Source organism: Candidatus Pelagisphaera phototrophica (assembly GCF_014529625.1).
Classification (GTDB): domain Bacteria; phylum Verrucomicrobiota; class Verrucomicrobiia; order Opitutales; family Opitutaceae; genus Pelagisphaera; species Pelagisphaera phototrophica.
In genome coordinates, this window is record NZ_CP076039.1 from 1,043,075 (window position 1) to 1,062,974 (window position 19,900).

At 42.4% G+C, this 19,900-nt stretch carries 27 protein-coding genes and 3 pseudogenes; 7 read left to right on the forward strand and 23 right to left on the reverse strand.

Features of this window, described 5'->3' with window-relative positions:
- Nucleotides 1–3 precede the first annotated feature (3 nt).
- Nucleotides 4–1,407, reverse strand: a complete 1,404-nt coding sequence (locus tag GA004_RS04575) for an SLC13 family permease (RefSeq protein WP_283396122.1) — start codon at nucleotides 1,405–1,407, stop codon at nucleotides 4–6.
- Between the two features lie 215 nt (nucleotides 1,408–1,622).
- Nucleotides 1,623–1,820, reverse strand: a complete 198-nt coding sequence (locus tag GA004_RS04580; RefSeq protein ID WP_283396123.1) for a hypothetical protein — start codon at nucleotides 1,818–1,820, stop codon at nucleotides 1,623–1,625.
- Between the two features lie 29 nt (nucleotides 1,821–1,849).
- Between GA004_RS04580 and GA004_RS17920 the strand changes: the two are divergent.
- Nucleotides 1,850–2,110, forward strand: a pseudogene (locus GA004_RS17920) (Csu type fimbrial protein); the annotation flags it as partial.
- Between the two features lie 144 nt (nucleotides 2,111–2,254).
- Here GA004_RS17920 and GA004_RS04585 read toward each other — a convergent pair.
- The 10 genes from GA004_RS04585 to GA004_RS18135 form a co-directional block, all read right to left on the reverse strand.
- Nucleotides 2,255–3,229: an NAD-dependent epimerase/dehydratase family protein gene (locus tag GA004_RS04585; protein WP_283396124.1), complete on the reverse strand. Its 975-nt coding sequence runs from the start codon at nucleotides 3,227–3,229 to the stop codon at nucleotides 2,255–2,257.
- Between the two features lie 81 nt (nucleotides 3,230–3,310).
- A complete protein-coding gene (locus GA004_RS04590; protein WP_283396126.1) occupies nucleotides 3,311–3,457 on the reverse strand; it encodes a hypothetical protein in 147 nt (48 codons plus the stop codon).
- The gene (locus tag GA004_RS04595) at nucleotides 3,450–4,361 is read right to left on the reverse strand and encodes an O-fucosyltransferase family protein (RefSeq protein WP_283396127.1); all 912 of its coding nucleotides are present in this window, start codon (nucleotides 4,359–4,361) and stop codon (nucleotides 3,450–3,452) included. The genes GA004_RS04590 and GA004_RS04595 overlap by 8 nt, the downstream gene beginning before the upstream one ends.
- A complete protein-coding gene (locus GA004_RS04600; protein ID WP_283396128.1) occupies nucleotides 4,358–4,627 on the reverse strand; it encodes a hypothetical protein in 270 nt (89 codons plus the stop codon). The genes GA004_RS04595 and GA004_RS04600 overlap by 4 nt, the downstream gene beginning before the upstream one ends.
- A gap of 24 nt (nucleotides 4,628–4,651) precedes the next feature.
- Nucleotides 4,652–5,065: a DUF1579 family protein gene (locus GA004_RS04605; protein WP_283396129.1), complete on the reverse strand. Its 414-nt coding sequence runs from the start codon at nucleotides 5,063–5,065 to the stop codon at nucleotides 4,652–4,654.
- A gap of 134 nt (nucleotides 5,066–5,199) precedes the next feature.
- The gene (locus GA004_RS04610) at nucleotides 5,200–6,012 is read right to left on the reverse strand and encodes a hypothetical protein (RefSeq protein WP_283396130.1); all 813 of its coding nucleotides are present in this window, start codon (nucleotides 6,010–6,012) and stop codon (nucleotides 5,200–5,202) included.
- Nucleotides 6,013–6,093: 81 nt separating this feature from the next.
- A complete protein-coding gene (locus tag GA004_RS04615) occupies nucleotides 6,094–6,333 on the reverse strand; it encodes a hypothetical protein (protein ID WP_283396131.1) in 240 nt (79 codons plus the stop codon).
- A gap of 714 nt (nucleotides 6,334–7,047) precedes the next feature.
- Nucleotides 7,048–7,632: a hypothetical protein gene (locus GA004_RS04620; RefSeq protein WP_283396132.1), complete on the reverse strand. Its 585-nt coding sequence runs from the start codon at nucleotides 7,630–7,632 to the stop codon at nucleotides 7,048–7,050.
- A 67-nt stretch (nucleotides 7,633–7,699) separates the two neighbouring features.
- A complete protein-coding gene (locus tag GA004_RS18130; RefSeq protein ID WP_425492893.1) occupies nucleotides 7,700–7,933 on the reverse strand; it encodes an IS3 family transposase in 234 nt (77 codons plus the stop codon).
- 90 nt (nucleotides 7,934–8,023) lie between these two features.
- Nucleotides 8,024–8,170 (reverse strand): DDE-type integrase/transposase/recombinase, encoded by a 147-nt coding sequence (locus GA004_RS18135; protein ID WP_425492925.1) that lies wholly within the window; start codon nucleotides 8,168–8,170, stop codon nucleotides 8,024–8,026.
- Between the two features lie 608 nt (nucleotides 8,171–8,778).
- Between GA004_RS18135 and GA004_RS04625 the strand changes: the two genes are divergently transcribed.
- From GA004_RS04625 to GA004_RS04635, 3 genes are all read left to right on the forward strand, one after another.
- Entirely contained in the window at nucleotides 8,779–9,906 is a 1,128-nt protein-coding gene (locus tag GA004_RS04625; RefSeq protein WP_283396133.1) for a hypothetical protein, read from the forward strand.
- Between the two features lie 100 nt (nucleotides 9,907–10,006).
- Complete coding sequence (locus GA004_RS04630; protein ID WP_283396134.1) at nucleotides 10,007–10,918, forward strand: glycosyl transferase family 90; 912 nt, start codon at nucleotides 10,007–10,009, stop codon at nucleotides 10,916–10,918.
- A gap of 2 nt (nucleotides 10,919–10,920) precedes the next feature.
- Complete coding sequence (locus GA004_RS04635) at nucleotides 10,921–11,082, forward strand: hypothetical protein (RefSeq protein WP_283396135.1); 162 nt, start codon at nucleotides 10,921–10,923, stop codon at nucleotides 11,080–11,082.
- A 327-nt stretch (nucleotides 11,083–11,409) separates the two neighbouring features.
- Here GA004_RS04635 and GA004_RS04640 read toward each other — a convergent pair whose 3' ends face one another.
- From GA004_RS04640 to GA004_RS04680, 9 genes are all read right to left on the reverse strand, one after another.
- A complete protein-coding gene (locus tag GA004_RS04640) occupies nucleotides 11,410–12,222 on the reverse strand; it encodes an FkbM family methyltransferase (RefSeq protein WP_283396136.1) in 813 nt (270 codons plus the stop codon).
- A gap of 347 nt (nucleotides 12,223–12,569) precedes the next feature.
- The gene (locus GA004_RS04645) at nucleotides 12,570–12,986 is read right to left on the reverse strand and encodes a hypothetical protein (protein WP_283396137.1); all 417 of its coding nucleotides are present in this window, start codon (nucleotides 12,984–12,986) and stop codon (nucleotides 12,570–12,572) included.
- A 6-nt stretch (nucleotides 12,987–12,992) separates the two neighbouring features.
- Nucleotides 12,993–13,388: a hypothetical protein gene (locus tag GA004_RS04650; protein ID WP_283396138.1), complete on the reverse strand. Its 396-nt coding sequence runs from the start codon at nucleotides 13,386–13,388 to the stop codon at nucleotides 12,993–12,995.
- Between the two features lie 6 nt (nucleotides 13,389–13,394).
- Nucleotides 13,395–13,700, reverse strand: coding sequence for a hypothetical protein (locus tag GA004_RS04655; protein ID WP_283396139.1), 306 nt, complete (start codon nucleotides 13,698–13,700; stop codon nucleotides 13,395–13,397).
- Nucleotides 13,701–13,706: 6 nt separating this feature from the next.
- Nucleotides 13,707–13,844, reverse strand: a complete 138-nt coding sequence (locus GA004_RS04660) for a hypothetical protein (RefSeq protein ID WP_283396140.1) — start codon at nucleotides 13,842–13,844, stop codon at nucleotides 13,707–13,709.
- Between the two features lie 293 nt (nucleotides 13,845–14,137).
- Nucleotides 14,138–14,917 carry a sulfotransferase domain-containing protein gene (locus tag GA004_RS04665; RefSeq protein ID WP_283396141.1) on the reverse strand — a complete coding sequence of 260 codons (780 nt, stop codon included), beginning with the start codon at nucleotides 14,915–14,917 and terminating at the stop codon, nucleotides 14,138–14,140.
- 141 nt (nucleotides 14,918–15,058) lie between these two features.
- Nucleotides 15,059–16,120: an alpha/beta fold hydrolase gene (locus GA004_RS04670; RefSeq protein WP_283396142.1), complete on the reverse strand. Its 1,062-nt coding sequence runs from the start codon at nucleotides 16,118–16,120 to the stop codon at nucleotides 15,059–15,061.
- A 350-nt stretch (nucleotides 16,121–16,470) separates the two neighbouring features.
- Nucleotides 16,471–16,845, reverse strand: coding sequence for a YdhR family protein (locus tag GA004_RS04675; RefSeq protein ID WP_283396143.1), 375 nt, complete (start codon nucleotides 16,843–16,845; stop codon nucleotides 16,471–16,473).
- Nucleotides 16,846–17,045: 200 nt separating this feature from the next.
- The gene (locus GA004_RS04680; protein ID WP_283396144.1) at nucleotides 17,046–17,354 is read right to left on the reverse strand and encodes a hypothetical protein; all 309 of its coding nucleotides are present in this window, start codon (nucleotides 17,352–17,354) and stop codon (nucleotides 17,046–17,048) included.
- Between the two features lie 99 nt (nucleotides 17,355–17,453).
- On the opposite strand from GA004_RS04680, the pseudogene GA004_RS17925 reads away from it, so the two are divergent.
- The 3 genes and pseudogenes from GA004_RS17925 to GA004_RS04690 form a co-directional block, all read left to right on the forward strand.
- Nucleotides 17,454–17,570, forward strand: a pseudogene (locus GA004_RS17925) (LD-carboxypeptidase); the annotation flags it as partial.
- Nucleotides 17,571–17,670: 100 nt separating this feature from the next.
- Nucleotides 17,671–18,051, forward strand: a complete 381-nt coding sequence (locus GA004_RS04685; RefSeq protein WP_283396145.1) for an HAD hydrolase family protein — start codon at nucleotides 17,671–17,673, stop codon at nucleotides 18,049–18,051.
- The gene (locus tag GA004_RS04690) at nucleotides 18,048–18,788 is read left to right on the forward strand and encodes a glycosyltransferase family 2 protein (protein ID WP_283396146.1); all 741 of its coding nucleotides are present in this window, start codon (nucleotides 18,048–18,050) and stop codon (nucleotides 18,786–18,788) included. The genes GA004_RS04685 and GA004_RS04690 overlap by 4 nt, the downstream gene beginning before the upstream one ends.
- Nucleotides 18,789–18,797: 9 nt before the next feature.
- Here GA004_RS04690 and GA004_RS04695 read toward each other — a convergent pair.
- Both GA004_RS04695 and GA004_RS04700 read right to left on the reverse strand, forming a co-directional pair.
- A pseudogene (locus GA004_RS04695) lies at nucleotides 18,798–19,040 on the reverse strand (sugar phosphate nucleotidyltransferase); the annotation flags it as partial.
- Between the two features lie 70 nt (nucleotides 19,041–19,110).
- Nucleotides 19,111–19,836, reverse strand: coding sequence for an FkbM family methyltransferase (locus GA004_RS04700; protein WP_283396147.1), 726 nt, complete (start codon nucleotides 19,834–19,836; stop codon nucleotides 19,111–19,113).
- Nucleotides 19,837–19,900 lie beyond the last annotated feature (64 nt).

Below are 19,900 nucleotides of genomic sequence, written 5' to 3' on the forward strand. Positions count from 1 at the left end.
CCCTCAAGGAACCAGCCCAAGCCAAGGCACTACCACAAGCATCAAAGCGGTAAGAATAATCACCCAAAATACGCTTATCACCAAACCGGGCCAAAGCATGTCAGTCATTCGATAATAACCTTTTGAATAGGTTATTAAGGCTACGGCGTCCAGAGGAAGTAGGAAGGCGCACGAGGCAGTAAAAATAACGGGTAGCGCCAATAAAATAGGCGGTTGACCGATTGCGATTGCGAGGGCAACGATAGGCGGAATCATCACCGCGTTTACCACGGGCCCAATCGGCACCACAAAGTGAATTAGAACTGTAAAGGTGCTGATCGCAATAATGAGCCAGAGAACGCTTATCCCACCGGCTCCATCGAAAATAGAGGACACCACCCAGGTTGCGAGGCCGGTATCACGACTGGCCAGGCCGATCGAGGAAACGGCTCCGATCATTAAAAGAATATCCCAGCCAATACCCTTGGATACCTCTTTCCAGGTTGAAACACCAATTCCCGGCAGAAAAAAAACAACCGAACCAATCAGCGCGATCATGGTCACATCCAAAGCCTTTGGATACCAGTTACTTAGTATCCATAATATTATTACGGTACCAAAAATTACCATCACCTTTTTCTGGCCAGTGCTAAACGGCTCTTTCGATGGGTCTTTTTCTCCCGGATTCTCTGATATGTTCGAAATCTCGGGTGGAAAGAATTTCAGGAGTACGAACCAGGAAATAGGAATAAGTAACACAACCATGGGAATGCCAATAGCCATCCATTTTAAAAATGGAACCTCTCCCCCACCCAGATCCGCGAGCATGACCAGTCCCATGATGTTAATCGAACTGCCCGCCGGAGTGGCAATGCCACCAATAAACGCGGCGATCGTTATACCGAGCATCAGGACTTTTCCGAAATTGGAGGACCCTGGTTTCAAATTCTCTTGCTGAAGGATTCCTAACCCGAGAGCCATCCATAGTGCGCAGGCCGGCACGTCCGACATAACCGACGAAACAACCGCAGTTCCAATCATGAAAGCCAGCAGTATTTTTCGCGTATCGGTTCCAGACTTGGATAAGAGCCACTGCGCAAAGCGACTATCCAATTTGGTTTCTCTCACTACCGCTGCGAAGACAAACATGGCTAGGACAAAGAAAAATACTGGACTGATAAAATTGCTTGAGGCCTGACGTAACGTTGCCGATCCGACCAATGCCTGACCGCCTATTGCCAGTATCGACGTGACAGGAATAGGTAGTGCTTCAGTCACCCACAGAATAAGACAAGCAACAGTCAGAGCCATCAAGCGATGGCCCTCGCTGCTCAGAGAATCGGCTACTGGCAGGAAAAGGATCAGGAAAAATGCTGCCAGGGCAATGATACAACCTTTCAAAGAACTTGTAGTTTTCTGTATAGACATAGCATCTGTAATCTTTTATTTAAGTTGCTTGGAGGGTGATTGATAGGAAATTCAATTTTGTTTAGGAAAATTGAATGGAGGTCACGAATTTCTTATACGGATGGCGATATTGTTGATGCTCTTATTGAGCGCAACTGTTATCTCTATGAAACAAAGAATACGAAGTTTATTGTTTAGATATAGTGAATAAGGCTTTTCCAAGAGTGGATCTGTGGCTATGCCGCGATTGTCTGTTCCATCTGCCCCCGGATACAAGCTTTTCGGCGATCTGGCGCTTGTGCCAGGGGCTCACAGCTTTTTTCCAGAGTCTCCTTTAAAGGCTCTTTGCTCAGCATCTCGTCTGCGAACATTCGCTTGAGCCTAGCGTTCTCCTTCTTAAGCTCTTTGAGCTGTTCGGCCTGATCGACCTCCATAATGCCGAGCTCCTTCTTCCAGCGGTGGGTACACCATAGGCCTAAGTCCAGGCAATGGAACCTATAAACAGCGTCGCATGAGTAGTGGCACTAACACGCTCAACTATAATCTCTATACTGCCGCTAGCCGCGAATTTGTTTGGGAAGATGCTACTACTAGTAGAGCCACAGTAAGTGGCAGTGGTACAGGTACGAGCACAAATCATGTGGTTTACGGACGCATACCAGCCCGCCAGAACATACGCGCAGGAAGTTACAGCGACACTGTCAATTTAATTGTAACTTTTTGATAAAATATCTATTTAAAAATATGTGATTCGCGAGAGAGTATTTTATTTTGGTATGGATACATTACATATAGATTTTTTCGAATTATTCAGAAAACTTTGCGTGTGTTTCCAGTCGATTTTTGATTTACTTAGTCTGACAACACCCTACTTTTGATTATGCTGTTGTGAATTCTGGGAATTAATCCAAGCATAAGTAACTTCCATTCCTGCTCTTAAAGTTTGCGAAGGCGCCCAACCCAAAACTTCAGTGATCAAACGATTGTTAGAATTTCTACCACGCACACCCTCTGGACCTGCAATGTTGGCAATGTTGATATTCTTGCCAGATATGCTAGCGATCAATTTGACTAAATCATTTACTGAGATCATTTCATCAGATCCAATGTTGACTGGAAAATCGACATCAGAACGCATTAGGCGAATTGTGGCTTCAATGCACTCGTCTACAAATAGGAATGATCTAGTTTGAAGGCCGTCACCCCATACTTCAATTGCGTCACCGTCCTTGGCCATTGCCACTTTACGACATAGGGCAGCGGGAGCTTTTTCTTTGCCACCCTCCCAAGTGCCATTTGGCCCAAATATATTGTGATAACGCCCAACGCGGCATTTCATGTCAAAGTTGCGGTTGTATGAAAGATACAGACGTTCCGAGAATAGTTTTTCCCAGCCATACTCGCTGTCTGGATTGGCGGGATAAGCACTGTCCTCAGCGCAGTTGGGATTGTTTGGTTCCAACTGATTATGCGTTGGGTAAATGCAGGCGGAAGACGAGTAAAACACATTTTTGATATCGCACTTAAGACTGGCATCAAGTACGTTAAGATTAATCATCGCCGAGTTGTGCATTACATTGGCATCATTCTCACCAGTAAATAAATATCCGGCCCCTCCCATATCGGCTGCTAACTGATACACCTCATCAAAACGGCAATCGAAAATTGATCGTACAAATTTCTGATCGCGAAGATCACCGACGACAAAATCGTCAGCCTTGGTTTGCGCGTGCTCATGTAACTTAAGGTCAACGCCGCGAACCCAAAAACCTTCAGACTTCAGGCACTTTACCAAGTGTCCGCCTATAAAACCACCAGCGCCAAGAACCAAAGCTTTTTTCATGATCGTCTTCCCAAACTATAGGTCATCCGGATTTACCAGATAATTATGAAATCATAATTTTAGCCGTGGGCTTTTAAACTTTCAAGGCAAATTCCTAAAATAATTAATAAAAAGGAGTTTTTTGATTCCATTAGCCACAACGGCTACGGCCTTGCCTGTGAAATATTCCGGGCGCACACTGCCAGGGATGATGACGATCCTTATTCCTTCTTTTTTATTTTCATTCATGGGACCTTCTTCTCATAAATTCCTTGGTAATATTGATAACCTGCTGATCGGGATTGAAGAAACTGCAGGCTAAGGAAAGATTGGAATCGGTTCTAATGAGTTTTTCGCATTGGGATAATAATAAACAATCAATCAAGGCGTCTTCTCCGATTTTGTACATGGAGTAGTTGTTTATTCTATTGTGCAGGGCTGTTCCGTTATCGCTGCGGATGGCATTGTAAAAGCAGACTCTCTTATGAAAATGGTCCTGCATTGCGTTTAAGAATTGGCTTTCATCGGAAGCTAGGAAGAAGAGATATTCTGGGCCATAACCTTCTAAATGTTGGGTGATGTATTCATAGGGGACTCTATCTGATTCCTTCCGCTTTCCGCTTACTTTGTCTGTGCCGCGGTAATGAATTCCGATGATTTTCTTATCTTTGAAGTTTTTTTCTGCAAATGTGGATACTTTTGATGTTAATTCTCTCTTGATCTTTATTTGAGAGACGATCTTATTCGCCTCTTTGATTGGTAGATTGCGTCCATAATTTGAGAATAAACATTGTTCTTCTCTGTCTGTGATTTCAAAGATTCTGGCGTGTTGTTGATTGAAACGAAAACTGTCTGATTCAAAATAGTAAGACCACCAATTGATTCCCTTCTCTCTTTCTACATAAGGACCGGTGTTGAAATTGATGGTGAGATTGCTGCCACGTTCTTCACAGAACTTGAGTGCTCCAACCACTTGAAAAAAGAGTGAGAAAAATCCGGCATTTCTGTCTTCCATGACGAATGATGTAGGCATTCTGTTTTTGTACCTTGGAGGAAGCTGGTTCTCTAGATTCTTTTCTAATAGGTAGCTATAGATGGGTGGGCTAATTTTTTTAAGGCTGTCTTTAACGATTTTTCTGGTTCTTGTTTTCATGATTGGAACCTCTGTTTGATGTTCTCTTCGTACTCAGAAAAATAACTTTGGATCACCGGAAGGTCAAATTGGCTAAGGATCATGGTGTTGCTTTCGCGCTCTAATAGGAATTCGAATGACTTCTTTATGAGGACCTCTTTGGAAACGGGCTGGTTTGTGAGTTTTTTGTAGTATTGGTCAGAGACGCTGACTTGATGGGCTGAATTCGAAGCGGCTTTGACTTCGACCTCGAATGTATTTTCATTAATTTTTGTGACTTTGATCATGTTTTTATCAAAAATAACCCATTATCAGCTTTGCTTTCTGCTGTATGTAATGATCGTGCTGCGGAATTCTTCACCGTTTTCATCTGCGGTGTAGGTTTCGTAGGTGTAGTTGTCCGCATCTTTGAAATTTGTTATGGAACGATATGTGCGCTTGCCACCGGTCATGGGATAGGAATAGTCTCCTGATTTTGTTAAGATTTTGGCGGCTTGGTCGTATTTGCCCGCGACCTTCATTATGCCGGTTCCCATGTTATCAATCCAGATTGAGGTGTGTTGTTTTTTGATATTGTCGTAACCGATGAGACCTAATCCTTCGAAGGGTTGCGGCATGGATGCTTCGGGTTCGCCGCTGGCTTTATGTTGAACGAAGCGATTGCCCATGACCCAGGAGGTTTTACTCGTACCCTTTGAGCTATGCACTTCGCCTTTGGGAGACATTTTCCATTGGTGAGAGGAAATTCAATTGTTCCGATTTGATTCGGAGGGGAGAGTCAGAAGTTGGTTTTGCGTTATCAAGCTATAGATATTGTTTTTTCATGAATCGATATATTTGTTGGTAAAAATTGCATCTCTTAGACTGGTTTGGGTCTGGTGAATCGACGCAGGCATCTCATGAACTTGCGCAAGATGGAGCGCAGTTTACCGCTATCCCCTTGTTCTGCATGTTCGACTCTCCCAGGCCAAGCGCGTCTGGGTGGCCACGCGCTCTCATATTCATTGATTTTTTCAGGCATGCTACCATGGGAGTGCCAAATTCGAACATCACCACTTATAAATTCTCCAAAACCGCGATAATTATATGATATGGAAAGTGTGTACGGGTTGAATTCGAGCTGCTCCATCGCCAAAGTGAAAAAGGGTTGATCATTCGTAAACTCATCTTGATATGAGCGCCCAAGCAGACCCCATTTTTTGAAAACCTCTTTCACCCTGGGTTTGTTCTTAAAGAAAATCACGCCCGTGTTGTATTGCAGCTGCCCGATCGTTGAAACACCCTCTTTCTTCATAACAAGGTCGAAGCCCCAAAAATGATCCAGACTGTAATGCGGCGCTGGACTAGCGGCTATTCCATGAATCTCGGCCTTTTTAAAACCAAGAGAAATATCTTCAACAATAACCGTATCACTATCGAGCAGTAAATACCCTGCATATGTATCTGGAAGATATTCATGTAATTCGGTTTTTCGAAGTAAGCCCTGTTGTTTGAATTCTGCCCTGATTACATGAGTAAATTGTCCATCATTATCGTCAATATGCGTATCCCCATCCGTAATCAAAACCTTATCATATCCAGCCAGATATTTTTCACTCTTCGTAATGCAAGAGTATACTTCTTTGATGTATTGCTCCCCCCAGGTAAGGAAAACAACTGCGTATTGATTCATGATTAGTGTTAACGGCTATAAGTTTTTATAATAGCTTAGCATAGAAAAATGCTATGAACTACGTTGCTTTTTCAGCATCAATCATGACAGAGGATAATCCAACCGGCACAAATCGTCAGCGAGAACTTCATTGAAAAGCTTTTGCTGCTTTTTGCTCAGCCCTTCTCGCCACTGCTCTTTTTTTCCTGCTTTCATGAAATTTGCCCGGTAAGTTTCTCCCATCTTTTCAAACTTTTCTTTCTTCCTCTTGAAAGACTGTTTTTCAATGGCCTCTGATATTTGCCGGTCGTCTCTCTCTACCCCAAGAAAGAGGTGATTCAATGTTCAAAAAGGAGATTCAACATACAACTGAGTCAATACTTAATTGGCGTCATTCTGAGCCGTTTGCATAATTGGCCATATACGCTGCTCGTGAGGATGAACCTGCTCATTCCATTGGGAAGAGACCATTGGATACCGCAAATTCACTATTTCAAGTACTCATCTAACACCCCCCCAAAAAATCCAAGTCATTCCCTTTGAATCATTGCAGCAAGGGGTATCCGAACTTTTGGGAAGACAAGTAACCCTTCCCCGGATTAACGAGCAATCCACTGCCTTCAAGCACAGCTCAACTTCCATAGGCTCCATTAAGTTGATAGGATATTCAATTGTTCCGATATGATTCAGAGGGGAGGGTCAGAAGTTGGTTTTGCGTTATCAAGTTATAAACTCCGTGGATTATTTAGGACAGCAAGGCTTTATTTCGTTAGTGATGGTGCCAATTGCACATGGGCGTTAGGCCCAATTAGGATTCAAAGGTGTTGATTATCCTAGATATTGCGTTTGTTACGAACCGTGAGAGCTGAGAACGCGTTTTGTTTTGAAATGAATAGGGGACTTCATTTTTACTAAGGTACTTCAATGTTTTTTTATAACTTGGAATCATTTTCCGAATATCTGTTGACTTAGTCACCCCCTTTTTTAGGCGAAGTTGAGCAAAGCTTACTTTTTCATCAAGGGCTCCATATATGCCCATACTGCTAAAGATATACTCTATGTATGTTTTTCGAGACATCTCACACTCTTGATATAATTGTTCAAATTCAATGAGTAGAGGCGATGATTTTTTTGAATATGCTTGTACATAGTTTCACTGAGGTGCTGGTCCGATTGCATTTTTCTACGGCAGGCATGATCATTTGGAATTGTGAGCTTCTTCTCACGATTTAGATAAGGAGCATAGCGGGCCGATTGTTTCGGTCCCCACACATTTTTAGCTTGCGAGAGAATAAGGGACATTGTTCGAGCTGCTTGATTCGACCGGTACAGAAATATTTGATTATAACCGAGCAGTTGAGTTGCTTTAAGTATATTCAGATTTATCTGTTCTGGAATAATTTCAAAGCAGTGTTTGATATTCGGTTTGTTTTTTAAAATCTGATAAATTTTATCGACGGTACTTTCTTCACCTGCGTGGTATTTATGGGTGATGTAACCATACACTCTATTTTTATTGAAGGGTTCATGCTCCAGTGAAGGGTAGGATGAGAGGTTATCTAAAAGGCTCGTGAAGCTTGTGCCTCCAGTACGCCGTATTGTCCAAATGATGTAGGGAGGCATTAGGTTATTTTTTTCCATTGTGACCTTCCCCTCAAATTTCCTTCAGAGAGTGTATAAATTATTGGTATGCTAGTTATGCTGCTTTTTAAAGGTTGTAGAGTAGCTCTTGAAACTGCACTGGTGATAGATTGCCTAGTGATGCGTGCTTGCACCTTGAGTTGTAGAAGCCCTCGATATGTTGGAAAATGGCTACTAGGGCTTCACGCCGAGTTTCAAAATAGCCGCTATCTGGCATTAGTTCGCGCTTGAGAGAGCAAAAGAAGCTTTCACAGCAGGCATTGTCATAGCAGTTACCTTTGCCAGACATCGACTGATCCATACCCCACCTCTCAAGCTGGTTTCGTAATTTGTGGCTGGTGTATTGAGTGCTTCGATCCGCGTGGAACCTGGTTGATTTCGTATCTAACACTCAATCCGATACCCCTTGCTCCAAGCTCCTCGTTACTATTTCTGCTGGCATAGCAGAAGCTGTCTGATGGCCAATGATTGTGCGTGAGAAGAGATCCATAACAACAGCAAGATAGAGCCAGCCTTCTTTGGTTCTAATGTAGGTGATATCCGCGACTAGAGTCTCTCAAAACCTTGAAGCGTGCTGAGATTCTAGTTTGTTGGCACTATGCTTTGCGGCATGATCTACCTTGGTTGTTTTGGGTTTAATAGGCTTTGCCCTTCGCTAGGCAGAGGCTGGGATAAGAGCTTCTTCAGAAGTCCTTTGGGAAATAATTTTTTTGGGGAAAATCGGAACAATTGAATTTCCTATCAACAATCATAGACCCTCGCAGAACCGTGCGAATGGTTCTTTTGGCTTCCAATCGTGAGAGTGCTTTTCGGATCGCTGCATCGCTACCGAGGTCCAAAAAATCATTTTTAGAAAATGCCCAACCCGTCTGGTTGCCATATATTCTCGATACAAGCTTATTATCAATCGATTGCATCCTTATAAGGTAGACTATTTTGTCACAATTAGAGGGGTATTTGTGTGACAAAATTTAGTGCCGAAAAAGGGTTCGAACGCAAATTATCAAGATTTTATTACGTTCCGTATTCGTTGCGTTGGCGCAGACTGCGATGAACGAGTCTTCGTTCTTGATGCGGCATACGGTGCACTTGCGAGGTCCTTTGGGTTGTGGAATTGCTTCCAGTCCCGAGGAAGAAGTTTGAAGTTTGAAAAAAAAGGAGGGGCGTGGGGGCGACGTGGCACGGCGACGGAGCACCGTGGCTACAACAGAGCGGCGACGGAGCACCGTGGATAAAAAATTTGACATCGGACGTGGAGGACTGGTTCATGCCAACATGTATAAAGGCTTTCGCGTGATCTGTGTCACTCCTGCCGGGAGGAGGAGATACATGAAACTATTAGCCCCTTATATTTTATCGGCCGCGGAAGTGGATCGTTGGGATGTATGGGTTAACACGGTCGACACTGATGATATTCAATTTATTGATAACCTTGCCAGTGAATTTGATAAAGTTAACCCTATCCGAAAAGAAGATGGAGTGATCAATGGATTTAAAACCATCGGATGGTTTTTTTGCACCGCTACAGAATCCAACACCATCTATATACGATTTGATGATGACATCGTTTGGATTCAAGATGGTTTCTTTGAAACATTCTTGGACTATCGAATTAATAATCCCGATCACTTTCTAGTATTTCCGATCATCATCAATAATGCGATCGGCACGCACTTACTGCAACAGTACAAATTTTTCAGCTACCCTCAATACATAACGGCGCACGTATATGACGACTGGGGATGGCGTTCTCCTGAATTTGCCCTAAAATTGCACGAATGGTTTTTTGAGCAGTTGAAAAATGACAATATAAATTCAATTAAATTCAACTCAACTCTCATTTCATTGAATAGAATGTCTATTAACTGTATGTCATGGATGGGAGATGAATTTTCAAAATTTGATGGATCCGTGACTGAAGAGGAGGAAGACTTTTTAACGGTTATAAAACCAAGAGAAATGCAAAAAACGAACTCCATTTGCGGAAACACAATCGTTTCTCATTTTGCGTTTGGCACTCAACGGGAGTTATTGGACCGCAGTGATCTTTTGCAACGCTATGAATTATTGATTGAATCTAATAGTAGTCATGAAATCGCAACTATACTCAATATCCTGAAGAAAATATCTCCTAAACAGTCTGAGCCTGAATCTAAAATGGGATTGAAGGAACGACTCAAAGCATGGAGTAGAGTAATCCCCCTACCTTGGCTAACTTGGATATCCTTGGGAGAATGTTATCGGAAATTCAAACATCTAAGGTTTAAAAATTAATCTTTCTCTAAGAAGCGAATTCCTATCAGTAAAATGAAAACTCCCTTATTTTTGGCTTGATCCAATCGGTGGGGTTGCAAATGTTGCTCTTATAATGAGGATGATAAAAAAGTGCGTAAAGAAATTGCTGATTAAAAATCGTTTTCGAATCGCTTACTCGCATATTCCTGATAGTTCTAATTTTCTAACTTATAAAAAAAACAGGGCTAGAAGAAAAACAAGAATCTATAGTAATTGGGATTTCAGGGCTGAATCATATATTCATTTACTGGATGAAACTATCAATTTCTGTGAAGAGTTAAGGGGGAGGAATTTTGACATAAGGTTATTTGCATCTGATAAACCGCCAGCCAAAGAGTATTGTAGTGAGCGTTCTATTAACTTGTGTTCTATAGGAGAATGCGGGCATCAGCATTACAGGCTATTTTCAGATTTTGTATTTGATAGATGGCCAGAAACTGGGATTGATGACTATAGTGTGTTTACTAAAGAGCTCAGTGAAACTAAAGAGCGTTCAATTACAAATGAGAAGCTATTTTGGATAGGAGCTAATTTATGCAAATCAAGGGAGAAAGCTTATGAGATTTCAAAGGGTAATGATTTACTAGACATTAACTTTATCGATTGGAGCAAGGTTGACCCATTAACTGGGAAGCCTATTGGCTTCCAGGAAATGAGTGATTTAGCGCAGAATTTAGCGTTACTTGATCTGGAAGGAGTTGGTTATTCTGGTAGAACAAAGCTTCTTTTATTTATTGGGAGGCCAGTTGTTATACAACAACCAAAATACAAGGAATTTTGGTTTGATGATCTAGAACCTTGGGTAAATTACATTCCATTAAAGCATGACTTATCGGACTTGAGTGAAATAGCATCATGGATTAAGAGCAATTCACTTGAAGCTCTGAAGATTGGTGAAAAAGGAAGGGCTTTTGCTATTGAAAATCTAAGTAGAGAGAAGGCTATCGAATATAACCGAGAAACTCTATTGAATATATTGGGTGATCTATAGTTATGGAAAATTTGATAATCATAGCGACTGGAGATAAAGGACCTCAGGATATTTGGTATGATGTTGAGAGGGAGTACGATATTTGTATTGTTGATTACACAGAAGAGCGAGCTCTCGAAGATGAAAATTTGTTTGACTACTATTTCGATAAAAGAAGACCGTAATGGTATCTGTTGAAGTATTCAATTATTGAATTAGGCGATACGTTTAAGGAATATAAGTATGTATGTTTTCCGGATGACGATCTCTACATTACTCCAACTAACATGAGTGCTTTATTCCGTATTATGAAAGAGCAGAATTTTAAAATTGCTCAACCAGCACTCACACCAGGAAGTTATTATTCTTATGAAAGCTTCAATAAATAAGCCTTGTCAACCTTGAGAGGAAGCAAAGTTCCGGACAACTCTGGAAGTCTAGTTGGAGACTTTTGCTGTCACTCAAATTGTACTGATTTTTAAAACTTTACAGAAGATTTTAAAAGTAACACCCTAATCCCATAAAATTTTTTTTATGAACCTATTATTTATAATAGCAAGTCTTTTTTTTAGGATAGCAAGTCCCATAATATATATTATTTTAGAAAAACCTATTTTTTTTCCTTTAGATTCAGTTGTCGCGTGAATATCTATCCAACCAAGTTTTTCTATTGCTAATAAAATTAATAAAGAATCCCTATCATACCAATTTCCGTTTATATCATTGCCAAATGGTCCAGCCGAATGAAAAGGAAAATTGTAATAAATATACCTATTCAAATATTTTGAGAAAATTTTCGTTTTCCCATAAGTATCACTAACACTACAACCTTTAACAAGTTTAAAAGACTTATATCCAAATTTCTCAGACAAGGTACAAAGAATATCTAATTGATGGCTTTCTGCAGAAATATATTTAGGCTTGTATTTAGCCTCATGCAGTTGCAAAAGGAATATTTTATCAGCACCTTCAATATCAATTTTTATATAGTCAGGTTTACCATATTTTTCTAAAAGGTCATTGCATGAAATAGTCTTTATTTTAATTTGCTCCCAGTTGTCTAAATTCTTATTACTTGGAGGAAAGATACTTGATATAACATGACTTATTTTAGAAATATAAAAATTTGTTTTTTCTTCATTAGAATCAGTAATAACTGCATTTTCAATAAATAATCTTTTATCTCTGATTTCCGATTTGAATCTTTTGGAAATTATTTCGCATAAATTAGGATTTGCCTCAACAGCAACAACTATATCAGACTTATGGAGATAATATGGAATGTCATCACCATTATTACTACCGATGTCAAAAATTAATTTCATCTTCTCTTTTGATATATATAAGTTGGGAAAACACTCAAAACTTTTATCAAGACTATGATATGGTTACTATAATATATTGATAAATAATTAAAATATGCTTTGTGTGAGTATATTCACGAGTCTTTCTCAATAGAACCCAGAGGAGTCCATTTTCCATAGACTCGCAAGTGTTTCTCGTGGCTGTGACCAAGAAGTTAGGCTGCTGTTCTTGTATCTAATTTGCTCATATAGTCTTGGTGGGTATGCAGTCTCTAACAGTAACCATGCCTGAAAGAATAAACTTTTACATCCTTTTGCTTACTTAATTTATTCACAATTGAATTTCCTATCAACAATTCTTGTACAAATTAAAATCTGTAATCAAATTTATCGAGAATAAGCCGTTCGCGACTCTCGACGATTTCAAGACACTCTTGGTCATAGTAGTATGCCAAATCTCGCCCCCGTGATGAGGTGTTTCTCCTAGACATGGAGAAAAGCTTCTCTTCAATTCCTCGGGGATCTTTTAGTTTAAGTTTTGTAATAATATCCACAAGATCGATCTCAAGAGATTCTTGCCTAATAAAGTGGTCGACATGGAGATTGTGTTTTTCAAACTCCTTGATCTGTCTATCTGTCCTCAAAGAAGTGAACTTGTCGTTTGTATCTACCGTAGAACAGAATAGTTTTAGGTAACGAAAAGTCATCAGTCCGACGAATCCACAACCTGGCCATTCGAAATAACCCTCACCTACATCAGCCATATATTTAGGATCACTTATCATCTTCAGCTACATTCGAAACCCTTCTGGATCATTAGCATCTTTGTAGGTACCTTCCCATTCCTTTCTTCGACTTCCCCCTCTAATATCCTCAATAAACATTAAAGCTGCTCCCCGGGGATTGCTTTTCCAACCTCTGCGGCGGAAGTTTCCTCGGTCTCTATGAGTAACGGCTTTAAATACACCTCCCATTTGGTCACAACCATATCCCCATAGAGAAACATACCAGTCATACGGATTCCTAACTGATCCGAGGATCGTTTTTCGTTGATCAATTAGCTCAGTGGTTAATTGATTGTGTTTGCCTACTGATTCGCCCTCAAACAGTTCTAAGAGGATCCTCTTTATGTGCGCGGAGGCGGTTTTATGCAACTCGACGAATATGATTTTGTCTGATATAAACATTTAGTTTTATTTTCCACCGTACTCGAGGCTGTGTTGGAAGCCGCCTTGTACGTAGTGCGCCCCATCTTCAGCGAAGGTCTCACCTAGATGGCCTACCAGTATTACCATATCATCATAGATCGAGTTGTCCAAAAAAATTTCCCCCCATCGCTTGATCATAAGGTCACTTCCGACTGCGGCATCAATCAAATCGTCTAATTCCTCCCGAGTAGCGAAGTGCCATCCATCTAGTATTAATCTAGAAGAGAGGGTTGCCCCAGAAGCAATCCCAGCCGAGAGCGTATCGTAGGAAAAACCAGTCGTAGAAAACATATCATTTCAATAGATACCTGTTGTGATATCGTAAGTAAAGTCACCGTTGTCTATCAGTGCGGCTTCGGTCAACGAAGCTGAGAACAGCAAACCCATCGTTACTGCGAAGAGCTTAATTTCGTGCAGATTAGTGGAAAGTACCATCCTATTTAGCTCGAGCATGTCTCGTGCCAAGTGAAGCAAAACACACCCTGATCGTGCTATCAGGGTTCCTTGCAAAAAAGGCAGTGGTATTGGAGCCACTTAGCTCTTCCTCTTGATGCGGCTTATTCTTATCTAGTGCCGCATTATGAAAACAAGCACCTTCATCACCTCAAGCACAGCAACTGCCAATGTCGGGGTCCTTGTAGGACTGGTCTTCTTTATCTTTGAACTAAGACAGAACTCAGCCATTGGTTTGTCTCAGATGACCCAACAACGAGCAATTTCATTAAATTTTAATCGAAATCGTAGCCTAAGCCTGCCAATTCTTTGTGCAGGGAGTTAAGAAAGATTTGGTTCTCTCTTTTTGAAAAAATGGTTTTCCATTGTTGTGCTTTTCCCTTTCTTAGGAAGTTGGCTTTGCCAATTTCATTCTGCTCATTGAACTTCTTCTTCACATGTGAAAATGATTGGTTTTGAATGGCCTGCTTGATCTCTTGTTCCTCTTTATCTATTCCTAAAAAATCTAATATTCTCTTAGATTCTTTAACAGGTTCTTTTAACACAGATTCATATTTAACTTTTAACACGTTCTCATTTTGAAGGTAGGGTGCCAAATGCTGCTTCCAGGAAATCCTGCACCAATGATTTATATTTTTATTTCCTGATAATATCGCTCTATTCATCATTCTTTTCATGGCCAATTTCCGATATACATGATTAATGATCTTAATACCGAGATTAAGCATTTTTCTCAGGATCGCGCCTCTTGTCCAGTTTAGCATGGATAAAAGTTGAATGGAAAAGAAATTTCTCCCACTAACGGAAATGTCACGAGGATCTCTAATCAGATAGATCAGTTTGGAAGATTTCAAATCCGCCTCGGTTACTTCGTGAAGTTGATGGTGGCTTTTGAACACCTTAAATTCGCTGTTCCTTTGCGAACCTTCTATGGCAATTTCTTTTTTGTCCGAATACAGGAATCCTCCTACCGGACAATTAATCAATTCCGCGGTGAGTCTTGTGAGCCAGGTATTCCCACTTTTGGGGTATCCGACAATAATTACATTTTTCATCTTTATGAGATTAGGTTTTGTTGATAGGAAATTCAATTGTGCCCCACTTACACGGAAGTTAACGAGAGCCTTTCGCAGATGTGGAACAGAGGATCGTCTGTCGCGATGACGACGTGCTCAGGAGCGTAAACAAGACCGATCCTATCTCAGCTCCTTCAGGAACTCTAGAATGAGTCGGTTCACTTCTTGCGGATTCTCCTGCTGGATCCAATGCCCTTCACCTGGAATGATGACCTTTTTGGAAAGGCGTGGCACATGTTCCTCAAGCCGCTCATAGGCGTCCCCCCTGAATTTGAGGACGCCGTCGAGTTCCCCGGCGATGAACAGGGTTGGCTGTGATATCTTGGCGTCCATGAGGAAGCCGGTGTGAAGCCAATTGAAATCAATGTTGCGATACCAATTCAGTCCGCCACGAAAACCGGACGCTTCAAATTGGAGAGTATAGAAATCCAAATCCGCTTCCGTGAGCCAATCGGGGAGTTTTGAGGGTACCGGCGATTGTGTTCTCGCTTGTCTTTGACCGGGGCTTGACCATGGATTCCATTGGCTATCGGGCGGCGCGTCCCCCGAAGCACCGATCAACGCGGAGGTGAGAAAGCTCCTGGGGTCTTGGTCAAAAATCTCCTCAGTGCGAATCGGGTCCTGAAAGGTAACTTGATAAAATTCTGTCCCGTTTGCCTCCCCAGCCGTTTTCGCAGCTTGGATGGGTGGAACCGCACCTTCGCCTCGAGGTAGAGGCGAGTAAGGCACACTCAGGAGCACCAACGCCTTGAAGATATCCGGCCGCAGGAGGGAGCTGTAGTAAGCCACTGGAGCGCCCCAGTCATGGCCGATAATGATAGCCTCCTTCTTGTCCAAGGCATTCACTAGACCGATGATGTCACCTGTGAGCTTGAATATGTTATACGCTTCAATTTCGTGAGGCTTGTCGGTTTTACCGTAGCCGCGCTGATCCGGGGCAACGACGTGGAATCCGGCCTCGGCCAGTGCGGGAATCTGGTGCCTCCACGAATACCAGGTTTCCGGGAAGCCATGACAGAGGATGATCAAAGGCCCCTCTCCCTGTTCGGCTACATGCATCTGGATGCCATTGGAATTCAAGTATCGAAATGTTATGTTCTTCCTATTTGCCGCCGACATGGTCGCACATCCGACTATACCGAGCATGAAACATCCGAACCATAGTTTTTTTGAAGTTGTCATATAATTTTTATCAGAGATGAAAACGATGACCTCATGGACCTTTTGGAAAAATTTATGGAAACGAGGGAAGGACTCAAGCATTCAAAAAGAAATTGTGCGGAATGGGGTTTCACCGGAGACAGCCAAAGGGTTCTACCGAGTGCAGCGAACTATAAGTGCTTTCTGTCGTGTACCCTTTTTGTGGACTTACTGCTAGAAAATTGCTTTTCGTCCATGGGGTCAGATTCGCCGCATTGCTAGGGATAGGAGGGTGTTCAAACTTTACCTGCCGCAAGATGCAGAGGCATCATCAGCCGCAGCGAGTAATTAAATGATAGTGTTGTTTTGGCGAAACCAAAAGAAGGAACAAACTAATTTTTTGGTGCTAGATCGTTAATGAAATCCCCACTGAGATAATTAGGCTTGATAGTCTTCTGAGTAAAATCTGGCAAGACTTGGTATTTTTTAAACTTAAGCTCACTCACGTCAGGATGCTCAACCCACTCTTTGAGAATCGGAGAAGCCAGGAACGCCTCCAATGCAGCAGCATCTTCAAACAGGTGAACCCCACCGTATTCATTTTCCTCAGGATTCGCTAATGCAAGTTTAACCCCGAGCCCAGGAATCGTGCTCCAGATCTTCAGCATGTCTTCATCTTTGCTGAGTTCAATTAAGTCGTTGTCTTCTCTCAAATCATATTTGCAGCTGACCACCAAAACACTTAGCTTGGACAATCGGTCTTTCACTTCTTTATTTCTTTGGTCTATGACTCTAGGAATCTCAAACAACCATGCGGCGTTCAAGTGGCGAAGGCCAGTCGACCACTTTGAAGAGGTTTTTGCTCATCATTTTACTGCGCGCTTGCTCGAGTCGTTTTTCCTGTCATCACTGTTCCATCGGATAGAACCTGACGCGTATGCACTAAGGCATCACTGATCTGGTACCCCTAAAATGTTCCAGTCACTATCTTCCCGTCGCCCTCGTGTCGCCTAAATATATCTTTCATTTTCTTACGCCCCGTGAACTCAGTAAAATTGATTTCTCCATACGTACCATTTGAACCGTAAGAATGAGACGACAAGGTTTGTGTGTCTTGACGCCAACCGACGAGCTGCGTTTCCCAAGTTCCATCTTCATGTTCCCATTTTCCGAGTAGGTAGTCCGATTTTGGGTCTGGTTTCCACCAATGCACCTTTGTCTTTTTCCCTTCACTATTTTCGATATTCCAATGACCTAGAAGCCAGTCCCATGGCACTTTTTTATAGAGCGGTTTACTGCTTGTTGATAGATAGTCTCTTGTTTGATCTTAACCATTTGTAAGTGCCATCGTTCCAAATAAAATGCTTACTATGCGGGTTTTTTAAAGGAACGCGCTGATGATATAAATGCAATGTTTGCTGATCCAACGTTTGATGGAACTTTGGAGTTGCGTGGTGGCTCCAGCAGCGCACTGTTATCGCCTTTATTGAATTTCCAGCTAACCAACCCTCACCTCCAGCAGCTATCGCCGCCAAAAAGCAAATTCCTATCAGTAACGCCTCACCGATTCGGCCGCCACTCATTCAAGCATCATGATTCAAAAAGAAAACGTCATCGTCATCGATCTGGACGGCACTCTGTGCGAGATCAAACGCAGGGACCAGGACTACTTCGATGTCGCCCCCAAGGAAGAGATCGTCGCCAAGTTGAAAGAGTACCGGCAACAAGGCTTCTATATCATCATCCAGACCGCACGAAACATGCGGACTTTCGAAGGCAACCTGGGGAGGATCAATGCGGTGACCCTCAAGACCATCTTTGCGTGGCTGGATCAGCACGACATTCCCTACGACGAAGTGCTCCCGGGCCGGCCCTGGTGCGGATCCAACGGATTCTACGTCGATGACAGGACCATTCGCCCCGATGAGTTCATCAACCTGTCGCTGGAGGAGATCGAGAAGATCACCCAATGAACGTGATCATCGCCATGGCTGGAGAGGGAAGCCGATTCAGCGAAATCGGCATCCTCGAGCCCAAGCACCTGATTCAGGCAAGGGGAAAGACCCTCTTTGAATGGGCCCTTCTGAGCCTGGAGAACTTTTTCGATGGCCACTTCATCTTCATCACCCGCGAGCATCACGCCGCCGCGGCTTTCATCTCGGAAAAGTGCCGGGCCCATGGATTAAAGAGCTTCTCAATCCACGAGCTCGATTATCTGACCAAGGGCCAGGCCGATACCGTCCTGGCGGCCGAAGACCGGATCTCTGATCCCGACGAAGAGATCATCATCTACAACATCGACACCTACGTCGAACCGGAGCAATTGCAGCCCGGCTTAATCACGGGCGATGGCTGGATACCGGCCTTTGAAGCCGAAGGCGACCGGTGGAGCTTCGTCAAAACGGAAGAGGATCTAAGGGTGGTGGACATCGCCGAGAAGGTGAAGATCAGTAATCGGGGGACCATCGGCCTCTACTACTTCAAGACCTTCAATCTCTTCCGGAAACTCTACCGCGACCATCTCTTCGATCACGGCAACGAGCACTATATCGCCCCGATCTATCGTGGCTTGATCGATGATCCGAATGCCTCCGTATACACTCACATGATCGACACTGAAAAGGTCCACGTGCTGGGCACCCCCGAAGATATCCGACAATTCGATCCCGAATTCGGCCGGTTGATAGGAAATTCAATTGTTCCGATTTGATTCGGAGGGATTTTCCCCCATATCAAAAGTCACATCAGACATATGTAGAAAATAATTGGCGAAGTATTCTTTAATCACATAGCCACGGTAACCCGCGCAAATGACAAACTCATTAATCCCATAGTGGGAATATAGTTTCATGATGTGCCACAAAATTGGGCGCCCCCCAATTTCCACCATAGGCTTGGGCTTCAAATGGGTCTCCTCCGAGAGTCGCGTCCCAAGACCTCCTGCAAGTATAACTGCTTTCATAATGTTAAAAAGGTGTGTCGGGTTGTACTGCTAAATTCATTTTTTCTAATACATTTTGATTATGTGAAAATCACATGCTCTCGCGCCTAGAATAAATTTCATCCCCGACTTTTGCGACGAGATCGTAGCCACATTTATCCAAATAACGTCGTAACCGACCATCATAATAATTATTTTCTACAGTAATAAAATCGATACGTATCGTCTCAAAATCAATACTCTGTAGAATATCAAACTCGCTTCCTTCCGTATCAATATTCATATAATCGATTACCTTAAAGGGAGTATCTCTGAGCAAAGTAGATAATCGATAACCGGGAACGGTGATCTGAGTAGCACTGCCACCATGCTTTTCGTTCTCACGCTTGATCCGAGCAATGTGCCGATCATCATAGCGGTCAATTATACCACTAAGCATCTCCGCGTAACCATCTACTGCCATAAAATTCACCTCACCATCGACATCATTTACACAAGCGTTAACAGCTGTGCATTCGCGGTTTGCTTGCAATTTCTCAAAAGCACTAGGTAGTGGTTCAATCGCAAGCCCATCCCACTTAAGAACTTTTTCAAAAAAGACTGTATTACTCAAAGATACCCCATCGTTAGCACCTATATCAACAAATACGCCGTTTTGTTTTCCCTTGAAGAATGTTTCGTTAATATATTTATCCTGCCCATATTGGCTAGAATACCCCTCTTCTTTAAGCCTTTCCTGGGAAATGCTCAATTGTGGTACATTACGAATTGTATGCCGATACCAAGCCCTTTTTAGTCGATGAGTAAGTTTAGACATATACATATTAATAAGTAATATTCAGCATCGAGGTAAAGCCTTTAAAATCCCAATAACCTCAATT

Bases quoted from the DNA above. Each gene is read 5' to 3' on its own strand.
- GA004_RS04575 (WP_283396122.1), bottom strand. From the start codon at position 1,407: ATGTCTATACAGAAAACTACAAGTTCTTTGAAAGGTTGTATCATTGCC.
- GA004_RS04580 (WP_283396123.1), bottom strand. From the start codon at position 1,820: ATGGAGGTCGATCAGGCCGAACAGCTCAAAGAGCTTAAGAAGGAGAAC.
- GA004_RS04585 (WP_283396124.1), bottom strand. From the start codon at position 3,229: ATGAAAAAAGCTTTGGTTCTTGGCGCTGGTGGTTTTATAGGCGGACAC.
- GA004_RS04590 (WP_283396126.1), bottom strand. From the start codon at position 3,457: ATGAATGAAAATAAAAAAGAAGGAATAAGGATCGTCATCATCCCTGGC.
- GA004_RS04595 (WP_283396127.1), bottom strand. From the start codon at position 4,361: ATGAAAACAAGAACCAGAAAAATCGTTAAAGACAGCCTTAAAAAAATT.
- GA004_RS04600 (WP_283396128.1), bottom strand. From the start codon at position 4,627: ATGATCAAAGTCACAAAAATTAATGAAAATACATTCGAGGTCGAAGTC.
- GA004_RS04605 (WP_283396129.1), bottom strand. From the start codon at position 5,065: ATGTCTCCCAAAGGCGAAGTGCATAGCTCAAAGGGTACGAGTAAAACC.
- GA004_RS04610 (WP_283396130.1), bottom strand. From the start codon at position 6,012: ATGAATCAATACGCAGTTGTTTTCCTTACCTGGGGGGAGCAATACATC.
- GA004_RS04620 (WP_283396132.1), bottom strand. From the start codon at position 7,632: ATGGAAAAAAATAACCTAATGCCTCCCTACATCATTTGGACAATACGG.
- GA004_RS18130 (WP_425492893.1), bottom strand. From the start codon at position 7,933: ATGGATCAGTCGATGTCTGGCAAAGGTAACTGCTATGACAATGCCTGC.
- GA004_RS04630 (WP_283396134.1), top strand. From the start codon at position 10,007: ATGATAAAAAAGTGCGTAAAGAAATTGCTGATTAAAAATCGTTTTCGA.
- GA004_RS04635 (WP_283396135.1), top strand. From the start codon at position 10,921: ATGGAAAATTTGATAATCATAGCGACTGGAGATAAAGGACCTCAGGAT.
- GA004_RS04640 (WP_283396136.1), bottom strand. From the start codon at position 12,222: ATGAAATTAATTTTTGACATCGGTAGTAATAATGGTGATGACATTCCA.
- GA004_RS04645 (WP_283396137.1), bottom strand. From the start codon at position 12,986: ATGATAAGTGATCCTAAATATATGGCTGATGTAGGTGAGGGTTATTTC.
- GA004_RS04650 (WP_283396138.1), bottom strand. From the start codon at position 13,388: ATGTTTATATCAGACAAAATCATATTCGTCGAGTTGCATAAAACCGCC.
- GA004_RS04655 (WP_283396139.1), bottom strand. From the start codon at position 13,700: ATGTTTTCTACGACTGGTTTTTCCTACGATACGCTCTCGGCTGGGATT.
- GA004_RS04660 (WP_283396140.1), bottom strand. From the start codon at position 13,844: ATGGTACTTTCCACTAATCTGCACGAAATTAAGCTCTTCGCAGTAACG.
- GA004_RS04665 (WP_283396141.1), bottom strand. From the start codon at position 14,917: ATGAAAAATGTAATTATTGTCGGATACCCCAAAAGTGGGAATACCTGG.
- GA004_RS04670 (WP_283396142.1), bottom strand. From the start codon at position 16,120: ATGACAACTTCAAAAAAACTATGGTTCGGATGTTTCATGCTCGGTATA.
- GA004_RS04685 (WP_283396145.1), top strand. From the start codon at position 17,671: ATGATTCAAAAAGAAAACGTCATCGTCATCGATCTGGACGGCACTCTG.
- GA004_RS04690 (WP_283396146.1), top strand. From the start codon at position 18,048: ATGAACGTGATCATCGCCATGGCTGGAGAGGGAAGCCGATTCAGCGAA.
- GA004_RS04700 (WP_283396147.1), bottom strand. From the start codon at position 19,836: ATGTCTAAACTTACTCATCGACTAAAAAGGGCTTGGTATCGGCATACA.